Genomic DNA, 15,311 nt, shown 5'->3' on the forward strand with positions numbered 1-15,311 from the left:
CCCTTAAAAAAGGGAGGGCTTAAATTATTGGGCGGCTTTAACGGCGAAACTCTTTAATTTGGCCTTATCCAGATAGCCTTCATATTTCAAGAAGATCGAACCATTGGGCCGCAAGATAACGATCGTCGGATGTTCCGTTACCCCATAATAAACCGCTGCTTGCGGATCTTCGGTGACGTTGATCGCCCGGAAAAAGGCCACGTTCCTCGCTTCTTTGGCCAACTCACTTGAAACAAACGCGGCCAGGTCGGATTCCCCTTCTCCTTTTTGATATAAGGTTAGGACCTTGGGAAGCTTGCCGACTTTTTCTCCTTCGACCGACACCGATTTTGTTTCCGGGGTCCCGGCCGCCAGCTGGATCTCGGGCTCTTTTTTGCCGATATTCCCCAGGGCGAAGATGGCGACGATGATCGCGGCAATGACTACGGCGGCTATTAACAGATTAACCAACAAATTTTTATTCATAAAAGCACCTCTAATAAAATCTGATTATACCATTTCCGGGGCGGCTTAGGAAAGTTCGGCCAGCAAATCGTCCAATTGCTGGCGGCCGGCCAGTTCAGTTACGCAGATCAAGCGATAGCCATTGAGCGCCGGGTAAAGAGGGGCCAGGTCAAGTCCGATCGGCTTTTCAGTTTTAACGACAAATTCTTTAAAAGTCCGGGCCGTCGGGAAAGCCAGCTTGTCGGCGGGCAAAGCCCCCTTCACGTAATTGCTTTTTTGCAGCGAGAGTTCGGCAACTTTTTTTAACCCGGTCTTGCCGAGCAAAGAAAGATAAATGGTCGCCGCCAGAGCGCAAAGCGCCTCATTGCTGCAGATGTTGGAGGTCGCCCTTTCGCGGCGAATATGCTGTTCCCGGGTCGAGAGAGTAAGAACGAACCCCCGCTGGCCGTCAAGGTCGACCGTTTCGCCGACGACCCTTCCCGGCATCTGGCGGACGAAAGCTTTCTTAACCGCGAAGATCCCTAAACCGGGACCGCCAAAGTTTTGAGCGTTCCCCAAGGCTTGCCCCTCCGCGATGACGATATCCGCGCCGTATTCTCCCGGCGGGGTTAAAAGTCCGAGCGAGATCGGATCGACCGCGACGATAAACAAACCGCCGGCGGCGTGGATCTTATCGGCCAAGTCCGCGACGCTTTCGATGTTGCCAAAAAAGTTCGGCTGTTGCAGGATAAAACAGGCGCCGGCCTCATTAACCCCCGGTGATTTGGCGGTCAGACCGCTCTGATGCTCAATTTCACGAAGCGGGAGGTCGGCCGCCCGGCAATAAGTCCGCAGGACTTCCCGGTAATAGGGATTGACGGCCGTAGAAACGACCACTTCTTTGCGGCCGGTCAGGCGGACAGCCATAAAGGCGGCCTCGGCCAGGGCGGTGGCTCCGTCGTACATCGAGGCGTTAGCGACTTCCATTCCGGTGAGAGCGCAAACCATGGATTGGTACTCGTAGATCGCCTGAAGGGTCCCCTGGCTGGCTTCCGCTTGATAGGGGGTATAAGCGGTGTAAAACTCTGGCCGCGCGACCAGATGCTTGACGGCGCTGGGGACAAAATGATTGTAGATCCCGCCCCCCAGAAATGAGGGGCGATCGTTATTGGCGCTTTGTTCAGCCAATGCAGACAAGAGCTCCGGCTCGCTCAAGGGGTGCGGGAGGGATAAAAGGGCCTTGAGCTTGACCGAGGCCGGAATGTCGGCGAAAAGATCGCTCACGACAAGGTTTTTTGGTAGTCAGCGGCTGACAGCAGGTTGTTCAAGTCGGCCGGGTTAGCCGGATTAAGCTTGATCATCCAACCGTCAGCATAAGGCGCTTTGTTAACCAGGGCCGAATTCCCTTCCAACGCACCGTTGGCCTCAACAACCGTGCCATTGATCGGAGAATAAAGGCTGGAAACCGATTTGACTGACTCGACGACGCCGAATTCTTTGCCGGCGATCAGTTCTTTGCCGACCGGCGGGAGCTCAACGTAGACCACGTCACCTAAAGAATCCTGGGCGTAATCGGTAATCCCGACGGTCACCAGGCCGCCGTCCAGTTTGGCCCACTCATGGTCTTTGGTATATTTCAGATTTTCAGGGTAATTCATGCCTTCTCCATATCTTTAATAGTTTTTTTAGCGAAATAAAAAGCCAGTCCGCTGACGACGATTCGGATCAGGCTGTCGGAATAACGATCGACCAGCATTTTCTTTTGGTAGTAGAGGTCGAGATTTTGTTCGTTGAGCCCTTCGGACGCCTGGTCGGCGGGTAGCGGGGCCCGGCCGAACGAAGTGACGATGGTATTGGCGAGATCAACAACCCCCCAGAGGAGAAAGAAAAGGGCGGCCAGCGAAAGCAGATAATAGTAGAGTTTTTTTTCCATGAACTTATTTTACTCTTTTATAAAACGCTTTGTCAACAATCGCTGCTGGCTGGGCTGTGCCGCGAATTTCGATGAAAACCTTGTCAGATAGGCTAGAGAGATAGGCCATAGCGATCGGGCGTTTGAAGGTTGGGGAAAATGTCCCGCTGGTGACCACTCCGAGAGAGGCCCCTTTTTCATTGACTACGGCATTCCCTTGGCGGGGGATCGCGCGCCCTTCTAGTTCAAGTCCGACAAGCTGCCTTTGCGGGGGCTTAAGCAGCGCTTCCCGTCCGATAAAGGCCCCTTTGTCTAATTTTACGGCCCAAGCATAGCCCGCCTCGATGGGGGTGGTTGAGTCGTCATATTCATGGCCGTAAAGAGGGAGCCCCGCTTCCAGCCGCAGGGTGTCGCGCGCTCCGAGGCCGCACGGTTGTAGGCCAAGGGCCAGAAATTTATGCCAATAGTCGGCGCAGAGAGTTTTGGGGAGAACGATCTCCGCTCCATCTTCGCCGGTATACCCGGTTCTGGAAAGGATGAGCTGGCCCAAGATTAAAGTGTGATTTCGCTTAAGCCCGGCCAAAGTTGTATTAAGCGCTTTTTCAACCAGCGCGATAGCGGCCGGACCCTGGATAGAAAGCATCGCTTGATCGTTCATTTGATTGATAGTCACATTATTGGCGCGGTGGCTGGTCAGCCAGGCAATGACTTTATCGGTGTTGCTGGCGTTGCAGATGATCATGTAATGATCGGCAAAACGATATATCAGAATATCATCGACCGCTCCGCCCTGCTCGTTGCAGAGGACCGCGTACTGGCCTTGCCCGACAGCTAGGCGGGAAGCGTCATTGGTCGCGACCGATTGGATAAAAGGCAAGGCGTTAGCCCCTTCAATCCGCAGCAGTCCCATATGCCCGATATCGAAAAGCCCGGCTTGCTCCCGGACCGCCCGGTGCTCTTCGATGATCCCCTTGTAAGAGACCGGCATTTCCCAGCCGCCGAAGGGGACCATTTTGGCTCCGAGGGCCAAGTGGTCATTAAATAAAATTGTGCGCTTTAGCATGATCTTATTATATACCTTTTCTGAAATTCTGTTAAGAAAATGACGATATACATACGAGATGGCCATCGAAACACTTAGAGCCAAGATTGAAAGATCGGTCCGCCGCCGGGCGTTAAAAACGCTTTTTCCTAAGGCCGGGCCGGAACTACTGGAAAAAGCCCAGGCATATCAATACGCCATTCTTGGCGACAACGCCGGCTATTCTTTGGGGATGTATAATCCCGCGACTAAAACTCTTTTTACCGACGAAAAAGTTGCTTTTGGGCTTCCGGCCGAAAAACTCCGCCAATTTTCAACGGTTTTTGCCATTCAAAGTCACAGCAACCGGGCAATGTACATTGTCGAGAAAGACGGCAAGGTTTCCGAATTCAAAGGGAAAACCCCCTTTCAGTTTTATCCGGGAAAACGGAACCTAAACTCGGGCGATCCGGAAGGGCTCCTTTCTTTGGCGGCGGCCAGAAATGAAGTCAAGGGGCTTAGCCTCATCGGCGAATTAGAAGCCGAAGCGGTTGATTTAGGGGCGTTGTTTCCTGCTTACGATGGATACGCCCAGTTGTATCGCTCAGGCAAAGAGGGGAAATATTATCCCTGGTTGCGGCTTGATTCCCGTCCCGGCGTGACGAGGACTTTGGCGGAATTAGAAGGAAAAACGCTCGCGCAATTTCTTCATGAAAGCGGCGAACGGCTGGGCCGGCAACTGCGCAAACTTCATAAGGCCGGTTACACCCTGCATAATCCCTGGCGGGAGGGAACAGTCGGCCGTGAGACGGTCAGAAAGCCGCTCTGGTACTCTTCTTTGCATTCGGCCAATGTCGAGATCCACGGGAACCTGATCGATCCGGAAGGGATGCGGACCTTTGCGGAGGCGGAACAAACTTTCTGGCGGCGGCTGGCGGCCGAACCGACGGCCATCTCGGCTAAAGAAAGAAGTTGCTTTGAAGCAGGGAAAGTTTCGGTCCATTACTATTCGCGCCTTTGCGATATCCAGCGGTTCTTTGGCGGAACGCATCGCCTGGAAAAATCGATCGCCGGGGTTTTGGGGAAAGACAGTTTTATCGCGCTGCTGAAAGGGTTCCTGGCCGGTTATTATGATGGCTACCAGGCCAAAGAAAAGATCGACCAAGTCATTCTCGGGTTCAATCCGCCGCCAACGATCAAACGGATCGATCTTAGCCGAACGAATCACATCTTACGACAGTTGGAAGCGGCTTAAAGCAGCGCTTTTAACAAAGCGATAAAACGATCGTTCTGCCCCTTGGTCCCGATCGAAACCCGGACCGCCTCCGGAAACCCAAACGAGGTTAGGGGCCGAACGCTAACTCCCCGCGCCAGCAGCTCCCGGCAAAAATCGGTGGCCGGTTTTTTAATATTAACAAAAACGAAGTTGGCTTCGGTCTTAATATATTCCACGCCAAGGAGAGCAAAGGCCGCGTAGAGTTGTTTTTTCCCTGCCTCATTGTTCTTCAAGGTTTTTTCTAAGAAACGCTTGTCTCCCAGGGCCGCTTCCGCCGCCGCTTGCGCCGGGCGATTGACGTTAAAAGGAAGTTTCGTCTTGAAAAGCGGGGCGGTCAATTCCGGCCGGGCCAAGCCGTAACCGACCCGTAAGCCGGCCAGGCCGTAATATTTAGAGAAGGTCCGAAGGACGATGACATTGGCGAACCGCTTGAGCAATTCCACCGATTTGGGGAAGTCCGGAGCCGTTGAGAATTCGGCATAGGCCTCATCGATCACGACCAAGACTTCCGGCGGCACCTTTGAAAGAAAAGCGGCCAATTCCGTTGTCGAGAGATAGCTCCCGGTCGGGTTGTGCGGATTAGTCAAAAAGATCAGCTTGGTCCGACCGGTAATAGCGGCCGCGATTGCCGGGAGGTCTTGCCGGTTGTTATTCAGCGGGACGAAAACCGGCCGGCCGTCGAGCAGGCGGGTGACGAATTCGTATAAGCTGAAACTGTTCCGGCAGATGATCGCTTCCTCGCCGGCGGAAAGAAAAGCGGTCGTGATCATCAGCATGATCTCGTCGGAGCCGTTGCCGACGACGATCGAGTCGGCGGTCAGGCCAAACGACTCGGCCAGCTTATTTCGCAAGGAGAGCGCTTGTTGGTCAGGATAAACCTGGGAGCGGCCGGCCGCTTGCTTTAAGGCGTCAATGGCTTTGGGTGAAGGACCGAAAGGATTTTCGTTCGAGGCGAGTTTGATCGCTTTGGGATCGCTCGGAGTTTTCCCCGGGACGTAATCTTTTAGTTGACCGATTGCTTCGCGGATCAACCCCATTAGATCGGGTTCGCCCAGCTAAAACCGATCAGGACCGAGCGCTGGTCTTTCGCGGTAGTTGAATCCAAGACGTTAAGCCCGTTGATGTTCAGGCAAAAGATCGGGGTAAAATAGATCCGCATCCCGGCGTTAAGCTGGGAAAGGTTCTCCCCGAGCATGAAATCACCGACCAGAATAAAAGTGTCGGCGGTCGGGAATTCCCCTCCTAAGACGCCGTAAGGCCGGAATTTATAATTGGGGAAATCCGCCATGAAGCCGAAGGTCATCTTCGGCCCCTGTTTAAAATATTTGGTCGCGACCATGTAGACATCGGTCTGGGTGTAGGAAAAGAGATTCTCCACCCCAAGGGCGACCTTGAGCGGATAAGAATCCTCGTCCGCCGACAACGAAAGTTTCATATTAACAAAAACCCCTTCGCGCAGTTTGTTGGTTACCCGGTCGTTGCCGCCGACGATCCCCAGCTCCAACCCGTGAAATGAACCCATGTTCATGTAGTAATAAAGAACGGAGTCGGCCGTACCCGAGGAAAGGGAGGTCGTAGTCGAGCCGTAGCTCATGCCAAGGTTGTAGTTTTTATACGGCACGACGTCGGCGGCCGGGATCCGGACAAGCCCCGAGGGCCCGTTAAAGGTTGAGGTTGGAAAAACGTTCGGGAACGCGAAGCCGGCGCTCGCCGAACAAAGAACAAGCCAGAGCAGAGAGACACGCATTAAAGTATGCTTCATTTGGTTTCTCCTTTTAGGCGTCGTCATGGACAAGAGAATTATAGAGAGTCTCAATATTTTTTGCAACCGCCGGTGCGGCAAACCGTTCCAGCGCGTCGGCTTGGGCGGCCCGGCCCATTTTTTCGCGGAGCGCTGGATCGCCGACCAGACGGTTAACATGTTCGGTGAAATTGGCCAAATTGCGGGGGACCAGATAACCGTCGATGCCGTTGCGGACCGACCCGGTCAGGGCGCCGGCATATAGGGCGACGACCGGCAGGGCCGAAGCCTTGGCTTCTGCGATCACCATCCCTTGAGTTTCGGTCAGAGACGAGAAAAGAAAAATATCTCCCAGGCAGTAATGGGACAAGATACCGGGGTAAGAGACTTCGGAAACAAAAATAATGTTCTTGTCCCGTTTGTGCCGCTGCTGGAGCTCTTTATCGAGCGGGCCATTACCCACGATCGCCAGATAGACGTTTTGGCGCTTTAAGTGTTCAAACGCTTTGAAAAGAAAGGCCAGGTTCTTTTCTCTGGAAACCCGGCCGGCATAAAGCAAGACGATCGCGTCCTGGGGAATGCCGTAGCGCAGGCGGAGTTCGCGGCGGGTCTCGGCCAAAGAATCGGGGAGCTGGTCCGTTTCTACTCCGGAAGGAATAACCTCGATCCTTTTATTGACCCCGAGCCGCCTTAAATAACGGCGGGCGACTTCGGAAGGGGCGATCACAGCCTCTGCCCCATTGGCGTACTGGCTGATATAAGCAGCGATCCCCATTTTGGCCAGGGCCTTAGGGACGAAGCGGGCGTAATGGGTGTAGCGGGTAAAAAAAGTATGGAACGAGTAAACCAGCGGAATCTTATTGCGGCGAGCAATGAGCCGGGCGAGCAGTCCGGCCTGAAAAGGCGACTGGCTGTGGATAATGTCGACTTTCGGCATATTCCTGACAACCGGAATTGCCAGCCGGAACTTGGGATATCCCCCGGCGATCGAAGGAAAACGGATAATATCCGGGTCAGTGTCGAGGTGACCGGGATAAGACGGCGCTAAAATGTAGACGCGATGTCCGCGCAAGCGCAGGTTCTTGGCCAGGATCTCGGCCGAGTTAGTTACCCCGGAAATATAAGGCTTATAAGAATCGGCGAAAAAAGCGATGTTCATTATTTTGATAAACCAACCTTTTAAAAACACGTAACCCAAAGGGAATCGCTACATATAATTGATCTAGCTAATTCAAGCTAATTAATCCGCTTGAAATATCAAGTAATTATGCAAAATATAGCAACGCAAGGAGCTTAAAAATGAGGGAATTGTTGCTAATTAAGCTGCCAATAACCGCCACGCTTTGGTCCAACATGAATAATCTTTTTTGTTTTTCTTAATTCTTGTAAAATATTTGAGATGTCCTTAGCCTTCAATCCAGTAAATGCATCGGAAAAATCCTTGGGGTAGCCCTTTTTATGTTTTTTCAGATGCGCCAGTATTAATGCCTTCTTTTCTTCTCTTGGTAATCCGGCCAAAGCGGTATGGCGGCCAATTTTGCCCTCATGCCGATAATATTCATGAGAAAGGATATACCTAGCCCCACGAGTTCGCCCAATTTGATCAATTAATCCAAGTTTAATAAATCTTTCTTTGAATACAACTTGGGCGACTTGTTGATTCTCTCTTATCCTTTCTAACTCGAGAAGTTCATCAAAAGAAAATCTTATTTGTTTTTCATTCGCAATATGTTCAAGGAAGCGAATGAAGTTGATGTCTTTGACAACGGCTGGGATATCAAGGACAACGGAAAAGGAATCGCTTCGAGAAAGATTGGGCGTTCCCTTGCCGTCACGAATTGTTTTTTCAAAGATAATATCAAGGCCTTGTCCAGATCTCTCAATTAAGCCAGCCTTTTCAAAGGTTTCAGCAAGTCGTTGATTTCTCCACGCGCTTTTATTGATGGCATTTGTTGGCGTAATTCCTGGCATGAACCCGCCAGGGCTAATGATAGAAAAAGCGTTAGGAGACGCAAGGATAAAAATGGAATGTCCTTTCATTGTGTAATCACGGTGTGCTACGGCATTAAGAATGGCTTCCCTGATACTGTCTCGATCGAAAGAGAGGATGTCGTTTTGAATAAACCCTTCTTTATAAGGCGTTCGTAGGTTCCTTTTGTCAATCTCTTCCCAAATAACATCAAACAGGCCAATAAACGGTCCGCGCCAATTTTCACGAAAATCAAAAGAAGTTTTGTCTGGGACTTGTCTCCATTCAAAAATTATTTCGGAGGAAGGCAAGAAGGCATCGAGAGCTTGGCTTTTGCCGAGCAATACTAAAGCGGCAAAAGTTACATTTTTATCGGAGATTAGTTTCAAATCTGTAAGAAATTGTTCAGGGGAACGCTTAAGATAATTTGAAGACTTTGATTTAGTCGCGCACAAGGACTGAAGGCGGGTAATCGCAGATAAGTCCAAGTCTTTAAAGGAAAGCCCCGGAACAAATTGAGAAGAGAAATCCGGGTCGGTTTCATTTAGTATGTTTTTTGTGGTCGCATCATCCATTTCGGAAAGCGATTCCCCAAGGCGCATGGGAAACTTATAATGACCGTTCGATTTTATTCTGCTGCCTTTAGGCCTGGATGGAACATGAAAAACAAGAACCCGGCCTTTCGGGTGCTGAAGCTCCTCAACATCAATTCTAATTTTTAATGAAGTATATAGCTCATGCGAGAGCTTCTGGTAAGTCCCAGAAAAAGCGGCCGTTCCTTTTATTTCCCCATTATTTGATATGCCCAATATAAGTTTCCCGCCGCCTTCGTTTGCAAGCGCGGCACAGTAGTCCGGCAAATCATTTTTTTTATCAAAACTATTACTAGCTGTTTTAAATTCGAGGTTTAAACCTTCCGGCCTTCTAAGCCAACGGCCTAGTTCTTCAAAAGTTGTCATTTCTCCCCCTCCACTGTCTTGATCTCCTCCTCCGTCAGCCCATATAGCTTATATACCTCGGCGTCGATTTGCTTGTCTGTTTTGGTGATTTCTTCTTTAAGCTGGAGACATTTATTGGAGTTTTCGGGCGTTTTTAATCGCTCCTTATAAAGTCCAAGCAACCTTCTTACGAGTGAGGCCAAGGCTTTTTGTCCTTCGGCGCTTTCTAAGGCCCTAATTGGCAATTTGTCCAGGTTAATTTTTTTGATTTCAGCAAACAATCGCTTATTTTCAGGAACCAAGGATTGATAAACAAATTTCAATAAAGATGAGTTTAAAATGCCTAGCAAATATTCATAGCAGTATTTATGGTTGATAATTTCAATGTTATAAATATTATTCAGATTATAATACTTATCATTATCAATTACCGCCCTAATAACGTCAGAGGTCTGCCTTAAAATAATCTTATCGCGCTCAAAGGGAGCGGTAGGCCTTGGTTCCGCAAGCCAGTCCCCGTATTTGATGAAACGATCTTCCCGAGGGGCAATAACGTATCTATTAATGTCTTTACCCATTAAATACTGCCTATAGCTATTATCGAGTTTTACACAATTATCAAAAGGCCGATCTTCAACTGTTTTTTTATCCTGTTTTGGCTTGCCTTTCCCTGCTTGATAGGGCTTAATACCTAAAATGCAGGTAGCGAGAGCTTTTAATGGAACAGAAACCTTTTGGATCTTGTCTAAAAGGGCGGCATTTCCTGCGAGAGAAATCTCTAGGCGGGGATTTTTCAAAAAATCAGACTGAGGGACAGAGCCATATTCAACATAATTAAAACCACTTTCACTATTAACTATGGCATACTTAACGATGTTGTTGGCTAAAGAAGAATTATTTGGCCGTTTTTCAAATATAAAAACACAAGTATCTCCGATTTCAGCGGCCCCAAAAACCCTATGCTTAAGAATTAGCACCTCTAAGAGATTGAAGTTGTCAAAAATCAACTTACGAAGGTGATAAAAATAATGTTGGGAAAGAAATACAGCAGGGGTAATAAACCCTAGGCGACCCCCCTTACGCAAAAGAGTGGCGGCCCTTTCAATAAAAAGAGAAAAACTGTTTACCTGATATTCAAAGGATTTATAATTAGATTTAAAATATTCTTTGTCCTCTTCTGCTCCAAACAGAGAAATATACGGCGGATTCCCAATAATTACATCAAATCCCCCTTGCTTGAAAACATCTGGGAACTGTTCTTCCCAGTTAAAGGGCTTCTTGTCGTGCCAGTTGACGCCGAAATGTTTTTTGAGCTCTTCCGGTGTTCCGGATATTAACGAATTGCCGCATTTGATATTTGAAGAGATGTTTGGTAGGGTCCGCCTTTCTGCTAAAGCGCGGAGCATGAGGTTAAGTTGGGCGATCTCGACCGCTTTTTCGTCAAGGTCGACCCCATAAATATTATTTTGCAGGGCCTTCACCCGACGGTTATAAGGCATATTCTTAAATTCAGTGGTTTGCTCATAATATTTGTCCATAACATCAAGCGCCTTAATAAGAAAAGAGCCGGAGCCGCAGGCAGGGTCCAATATTTTAATCAGACCGGCCTTTTCGGGGGGCATTTCGGCCAGTAATTTCCCCAGAGTGTTTTCGACGATGTAATCGACGATATATTTGGGGGTATAATATATTCCTTGTTCTTTGCGATGCGGCTTCCCTTCGACCAGCTTCCCTCGTTTTAGAATATGGCCGAGATACTGCTCGTAAATACCGCCCAGGACGTCGGCGGGGATACTCTTAAAATCATAATGGATCTTTTCTTGGCCATTGTAATAAAGTCCGTTGATGATGGAGTTAATCGTCCCATTAAAAAGATTGACCTTTTCACACGGGTGGCCGGGAGCGAATAGGCTGGTATCATAAAAATGATAATACTCAAAAATGGCCACGACCTTATCGTACAGTTCGCCTTTTTTGTCTTTTTCTTCCCAATCTCTTAACGCCGCGCGAAGCCGCTCGTTCTCGATTTTACGGTCCTCGCAGGAGCGGATGAAGATCAACCGATCGAGAATCTTTTGAACGACTTCTTCTTTTTCTTCGCCGGACAGAGTGATCGTTTGATTTAACTTGTTTAGGTCTTCTAATAGGGCTTTGCGCCAAGTAAGTAAGTCATCAAATATTGCCTCGTTAACCGGGCGTCGTTTGGCTTTTTTTCCATATTGTTCCGCTTTCTTCCCGAGTAAGCCGGTTTCGAGGCTTTCTTTAGATAACAACCAGAGATCGTCAAACCGCTCCAGGTATTCAGTGTACTTTAAGTCAATGAACAGGTTTTTGGAAATATATGGCTCGCGCCATTCGGCATTGAAGATCTTTACTCCTTCAAAATCGGAAAGTACGGCCCAAGTAACGCTTTTGTACCAGGCGTAATCAATGGTTTGCTCCGCCCAGCGCTCTTCTTCCAGGTCAACGGAGATTTGCTTGGCTTCAAGATAGAACTTTGTAATACCGTTTAGCTTGAAAGCGTAGTCAACGATGCCGTTGGAGACGTTTTCTTCCTCGGCAACTTCATAGCTGTTTCTAATGTCCCAGCCAAGAGCTTCAAAAAGGGGCATAATAAAATCTTTGCGGGTGTTAGCTTCGTTGAAATCTTTAAGCTTCCCTGCTTTAGCAATTAATTCATACTTTTCAATTAAAGCGGCAATCTTCTTTTTTGCCTGTTCTTTTGTGCTCATAACGTGATTTTACCGTTAATAACAGAGGAAAACAAGAATAACCGCGACGTTTAGTCGCGGGGTATGCCTTTCGTAGGAAACTGCGGCGATGTTGCCGCAGGTTTCCGAAGGGGTTACTTCCCGCTCTTTTTGGTCAGACGTTTCAGGGTGGCCTGGAATTTTAATTGTTCTTTGTTGTCGTAAGCTGGGAAGCCGGAAACGACGGAGTCGGCCGGGATATCTTTGGTAACGCCTGACCTGGCCATAACGATGGTGTTGTCGCCGACGGTAATATGTCCGTTGAATCCGGACATGCCGCCGACCTGCACGTGCCTGCCGAAGGTGACCGAACCAGCAAAGCCGACCAGAGCGGTAATGGCGCACGACTCCCCGATCCGGCAATTGTGGGCGATATGGGTGAGGCAGTCGATCTTGGTCCCCCGGCCGATGCGCGTCGCGCCGATCGTCCCGCGGGCGACGCAGACATTGGCGTAGATCTCGACGTTGTCCTCAATGATTACTGTTCCGACTTGGGGGATCTTGACGTGTTGCTCGTTTTCCCAGGAAAAACCGAAACCGTCGACGCCGATCCTGGCGCCGGCGTGGATGATGACGTTAGCGCCGATAACAACTCGGTCGTAGATCGTGACATTGGAGTGAATGATCGTATTCTCTCCAATCTGGCAATCTTCCCCGATGCAAGAGAAATGGCCGACTGAAACGTTCTTCCCCAACTGGGCGCTTTTGGCGATGGCCGCTTTATCGGAAATAGTGCCGGGCTGGCTTGGCGCAATGAAGCCAGATAAGATTTTTGCCATGGCCAGTCGCGGATTTTTAACCTGCAGATAGGCTTTACCTTGAGTGTTGGCTGGGGCCTTGGTGGCGACGACGGCGGAGGCGGAGGATGAAAAGGCCGGGATGAGATTCTTGTCTTCTAGAACAAAAACGAGATCCCCAACCCCGGCCTCTTCGATAGTCGAAACTTTATTGATCTCTTGGTCAGCGTTACCGTTGACTGTGCCGGAAACAAGTTCGGCTAGTCTTGCGAGTTTCACTTTCCTTTATTCAGCTCGGTGATGACCATGTCGGTCAGGTCCATTCCGCCGATGATCAGTACCTGTTTGTCGAGAACGACTTCAACCCCAACCTTTTTGGCCACTTTTTTGACCGATTCCAGAATGGCGGCCTGAATCCTCCCGGTCAATTCCTGATTCTTTTTGATCAGCGAATCACGCTTGGGGGCCAGCTTTTCTTCGAGCTCTTTCTTCATCTTTTCGAGCTCTTCTTGTTTCTTGCCGTTTTTCTCGGCTTCCTGTAGTTTTTTCTGGCTGTCTTCGAATTCTTTTTTGAAGTTTTCTTCGTCCTTTGACAGATCCTTTTGGGCTTTGTCGGTCTCTTTGTATTCCTTGAAGACCTTTTGGACGTCAATATAGCCGACGGAATCCATGGCCGCGTGAGAGACGCCGGCCAGGAAAACTGCCGCTAGTGCGATTAATAATAGCTTTTTCACGATGTCACCTCCTCTTGTCCAGCGACCGATTTTAACATGGTGATTTTGCTTTGTCTACTGCAGGTTTGCAGCCAAATAAGGAGGACGGCGATGTCGGCCGGCGAGACCCCGGCGATCCGCGACGCCTGGCCGATCGAGGTTGGGCGAATGGCGGTCAACTTAGCCCGAGCTTCAGTGGAAAGCCCTTTTAATATTTGATAATCGAACGATGAGGGGAGCCGCTTATCTTCCAGTTTCTTAAAGCGGGCGATCTGCTCCAGCTGCCGTGCGATATACCCCTGATATTTTTGGGCGATCTCGATCTGTTCCCTGGTTTCCCGGGAAATCGCTTCCTTGGCCAGGACGGCGGCTTTCTTTTTAAGAAAGGCCTGATATCGGGATTCAGAAATAAGCCCAACCCGATAGCCTTTTTCCGTGAGGCGGAGGTCGGCGTTGTCTTGGCGGAGGAGCAGCCGGTATTCGGAGCGGGAGGTCAGCATGCGATACGGCTCTAAGATCTCTTTGGTAATCAGGTCGTCGATCAGCGTGCCGATATAGCTATCGTCCCGACCAAGGATCAGAGGGGGGGCCCCTTTGGTCTTAAGGGCGGCATTGATTCCGGCGACCAACCCTTGGGCGGCCGCCTCTTCGTAGCCGGAAGTTCCGTTAATCTGCCCGGCGCAAAAGAGGCCGGAGATCGTTTTGGTTTCCAGGGTGTATTGAAGTTGGGAGGGGAGGACATAATCGTATTCTACGGCGTACCCAGGGCGGATCATCTCTACGCTTTCCAGTCCCGGCATGGTTCGGAGCATTGCCAGCTGAACATCTTCCGGCAGAGAGGTCGACATCCCCTGGGCGTACATTTCCAGCGTCGAACGACCGGTTGGCTCAATGAAGCACTGCTGACGGTCCTTTTCAGGGAAGCGGACAACCTTGTCTTCGATCGAGGGGCAGTAACGGGGGCCGACCCCTTTGATCTTTCCCTGGTAAAGGGGGGAGCGGTCAAGGTTGGCTCGAATTATCTCGTGTGTTCGTTCGTTGGTCCAGGTCAGATGGCAAGGGATTTGCGGCAGAGAAAAAGTTTCGTTTTCCGGTAAGCCGGACAGCCCATATTGCCGATATTCCCAAGTGAAGGAGAACTGTCGGGGTGGTTCATCCCCGGGTTGGACCGCCATTTTAGAAAAATCGATCGAACGGCGGTTAAGGCGGGCTGGCGTGCCAGTCTTAAGGCGACCTAACTTCAGGCCGGTCTTGGCTAGAGAGTCGGAAAGCTGGTTTGAAGGGCCTTCCCCCATTCGTCCGGCCTCTTGATGGCTCATCCCGACATGGATGACCCCTTTTAGAAATGTTCCGGTGGTGACGATCACGTTCGAGGCGCGATAAACAGGGCCAAGGACCGTTCGTACGCCTTCAATTTGATCGTTGGCAATAAGGAGTTCGCTGACTTCCGCTTGTTTGATCTCCAGATTGGGCTGTTCTTCCAGAATTTTTTCCATCATCTGATGGTATTGCTGACGGTCGGATTGGGCGCGCAAGGCGTGGACCGCTGGCCCTTTGTTGGTATTGAGAGTTTTCATTTGCAGAAAAGTTAGGTCGGCAGAAATTCCCATCTGGCCTCCCAAAGCGTCAACTTCGCGGACCAATTGTGACTTGGCCGGGCCGCCGATCGCCGGGTTGCAGGACATATAACCGATCGTATCGATGTTCATTGTTAAAAGGAGGGTGCGGCACCCAAGCCGAGCGGAAGCCAGGGCCGCTTCGATCCCGGCATGCCCGGCCCCGATGACGATAACCTCGAAAGATGTGCGATAAGTTGCTCTCATGTTGATTA

At 50.0% G+C, this 15,311-nt stretch carries 14 protein-coding genes; 1 reads left to right on the plus strand and 13 read right to left on the minus strand.

Annotated features, from left to right (window positions below):
- Nucleotides 1-24: 24 nt before the first annotated feature.
- The 5 genes from WC772_04835 to gcvT are packed head-to-tail and all read right to left on the minus strand — an operon-like array spanning nucleotide 25 to nucleotide 3,398.
- Nucleotides 25-465 carry a thioredoxin family protein gene (locus tag WC772_04835; protein MFA6170077.1) on the minus strand — a complete coding sequence of 147 codons (441 nt, stop codon included), beginning with the start codon at nucleotides 463-465 and terminating at the stop codon, nucleotides 25-27.
- A gap of 45 nt (nucleotides 466-510) precedes the next feature.
- Nucleotides 511-1,707, minus strand: coding sequence for an aminomethyl-transferring glycine dehydrogenase subunit GcvPA (gcvPA, locus tag WC772_04840; GenBank protein ID MFA6170078.1), 1,197 nt, complete (start codon nucleotides 1,705-1,707; stop codon nucleotides 511-513).
- Nucleotides 1,704-2,081 (minus strand): glycine cleavage system protein GcvH, encoded by a 378-nt coding sequence (gcvH, locus tag WC772_04845; GenBank protein MFA6170079.1) that lies wholly within the window; start codon nucleotides 2,079-2,081, stop codon nucleotides 1,704-1,706. The genes gcvPA and gcvH overlap by 4 nt, the downstream gene beginning before the upstream one ends.
- Complete coding sequence (locus WC772_04850) at nucleotides 2,078-2,356, minus strand: hypothetical protein (protein ID MFA6170080.1); 279 nt, start codon at nucleotides 2,354-2,356, stop codon at nucleotides 2,078-2,080. The genes gcvH and WC772_04850 overlap by 4 nt, the downstream gene beginning before the upstream one ends.
- Before the next feature lie 4 nt (nucleotides 2,357-2,360).
- Entirely contained in the window at nucleotides 2,361-3,398 is a 1,038-nt protein-coding gene (gcvT, locus tag WC772_04855) for a glycine cleavage system aminomethyltransferase GcvT (protein ID MFA6170081.1), read from the minus strand.
- 58 nt (nucleotides 3,399-3,456) lie between these two features.
- On the opposite strand from gcvT, the gene WC772_04860 reads away from it, so the two are divergent.
- Nucleotides 3,457-4,611 carry a hypothetical protein gene (locus tag WC772_04860; GenBank protein MFA6170082.1) on the plus strand — a complete coding sequence of 385 codons (1,155 nt, stop codon included), beginning with the start codon at nucleotides 3,457-3,459 and terminating at the stop codon, nucleotides 4,609-4,611.
- On the opposite strand, the gene hisC is transcribed toward WC772_04860, so the two are convergent.
- The 8 genes from hisC to mnmG form a co-directional block, all read right to left on the minus strand.
- Nucleotides 4,608-5,669, minus strand: coding sequence for a histidinol-phosphate transaminase (hisC, locus tag WC772_04865; protein ID MFA6170083.1), 1,062 nt, complete (start codon nucleotides 5,667-5,669; stop codon nucleotides 4,608-4,610). The genes WC772_04860 and hisC overlap by 4 nt on opposite strands.
- Nucleotides 5,669-6,394, minus strand: a complete 726-nt coding sequence (locus tag WC772_04870) for a hypothetical protein (GenBank protein MFA6170084.1) — start codon at nucleotides 6,392-6,394, stop codon at nucleotides 5,669-5,671. The genes hisC and WC772_04870 overlap by 1 nt, the downstream gene beginning before the upstream one ends.
- A gap of 13 nt (nucleotides 6,395-6,407) precedes the next feature.
- Nucleotides 6,408-7,532, minus strand: coding sequence for a glycosyltransferase (locus WC772_04875; GenBank protein ID MFA6170085.1), 1,125 nt, complete (start codon nucleotides 7,530-7,532; stop codon nucleotides 6,408-6,410).
- A gap of 155 nt (nucleotides 7,533-7,687) precedes the next feature.
- The gene (locus tag WC772_04880) at nucleotides 7,688-9,301 is read right to left on the minus strand and encodes an RNA-binding domain-containing protein (GenBank protein MFA6170086.1); all 1,614 of its coding nucleotides are present in this window, start codon (nucleotides 9,299-9,301) and stop codon (nucleotides 7,688-7,690) included.
- Nucleotides 9,298-12,012, minus strand: coding sequence for an N-6 DNA methylase (locus WC772_04885; GenBank protein ID MFA6170087.1), 2,715 nt, complete (start codon nucleotides 12,010-12,012; stop codon nucleotides 9,298-9,300). Before WC772_04885 ends, WC772_04880 begins: the two co-directional genes overlap by 4 nt.
- A gap of 113 nt (nucleotides 12,013-12,125) precedes the next feature.
- A complete protein-coding gene (lpxD, locus tag WC772_04890; protein MFA6170088.1) occupies nucleotides 12,126-13,046 on the minus strand; it encodes a UDP-3-O-(3-hydroxymyristoyl)glucosamine N-acyltransferase in 921 nt (306 codons plus the stop codon).
- Nucleotides 13,043-13,501, minus strand: coding sequence for an OmpH family outer membrane protein (locus WC772_04895; protein MFA6170089.1), 459 nt, complete (start codon nucleotides 13,499-13,501; stop codon nucleotides 13,043-13,045). Before WC772_04895 ends, lpxD begins: the two co-directional genes overlap by 4 nt.
- Nucleotides 13,498-15,303 (minus strand): tRNA uridine-5-carboxymethylaminomethyl(34) synthesis enzyme MnmG, encoded by a 1,806-nt coding sequence (mnmG, locus tag WC772_04900; protein MFA6170090.1) that lies wholly within the window; start codon nucleotides 15,301-15,303, stop codon nucleotides 13,498-13,500. Before mnmG ends, WC772_04895 begins: the two co-directional genes overlap by 4 nt.
- Between the last annotated feature and the right edge of the window lie 8 nt (nucleotides 15,304-15,311).

The sequence above is a fragment of the Candidatus Margulisiibacteriota bacterium genome (genome assembly GCA_041661965.1).
Taxonomy (GTDB): domain Bacteria; phylum Margulisbacteria; class WOR-1; order O2-12-FULL-45-9; family XYB2-FULL-48-7; genus XYB2-FULL-45-9.

Coding starts and splice junctions, on each gene's coding strand:
- WC772_04835 (MFA6170077.1), bottom strand. CDS start 465: ATGAATAAAAATTTGTTGGTTAATCTGTTAATAGCCGCCGTAGTCATT.
- gcvH (MFA6170079.1), bottom strand. CDS start 2,081: ATGAATTACCCTGAAAATCTGAAATATACCAAAGACCATGAGTGGGCC.
- WC772_04850 (MFA6170080.1), bottom strand. CDS start 2,356: ATGGAAAAAAAACTCTACTATTATCTGCTTTCGCTGGCCGCCCTTTTC.
- gcvT (MFA6170081.1), bottom strand. CDS start 3,398: ATGCTAAAGCGCACAATTTTATTTAATGACCACTTGGCCCTCGGAGCC.
- WC772_04860 (MFA6170082.1), top strand. CDS start 3,457: ATGGCCATCGAAACACTTAGAGCCAAGATTGAAAGATCGGTCCGCCGC.
- hisC (MFA6170083.1), bottom strand. CDS start 5,669: ATGGGGTTGATCCGCGAAGCAATCGGTCAACTAAAAGATTACGTCCCG.
- WC772_04870 (MFA6170084.1), bottom strand. CDS start 6,394: ATGAAGCATACTTTAATGCGTGTCTCTCTGCTCTGGCTTGTTCTTTGT.
- WC772_04875 (MFA6170085.1), bottom strand. CDS start 7,532: ATGAACATCGCTTTTTTCGCCGATTCTTATAAGCCTTATATTTCCGGG.
- WC772_04880 (MFA6170086.1), bottom strand. CDS start 9,301: ATGACAACTTTTGAAGAACTAGGCCGTTGGCTTAGAAGGCCGGAAGGT.
- WC772_04885 (MFA6170087.1), bottom strand. CDS start 12,012: ATGAGCACAAAAGAACAGGCAAAAAAGAAGATTGCCGCTTTAATTGAA.
- mnmG (MFA6170090.1), bottom strand. CDS start 15,303: ATGAGAGCAACTTATCGCACATCTTTCGAGGTTATCGTCATCGGGGCC.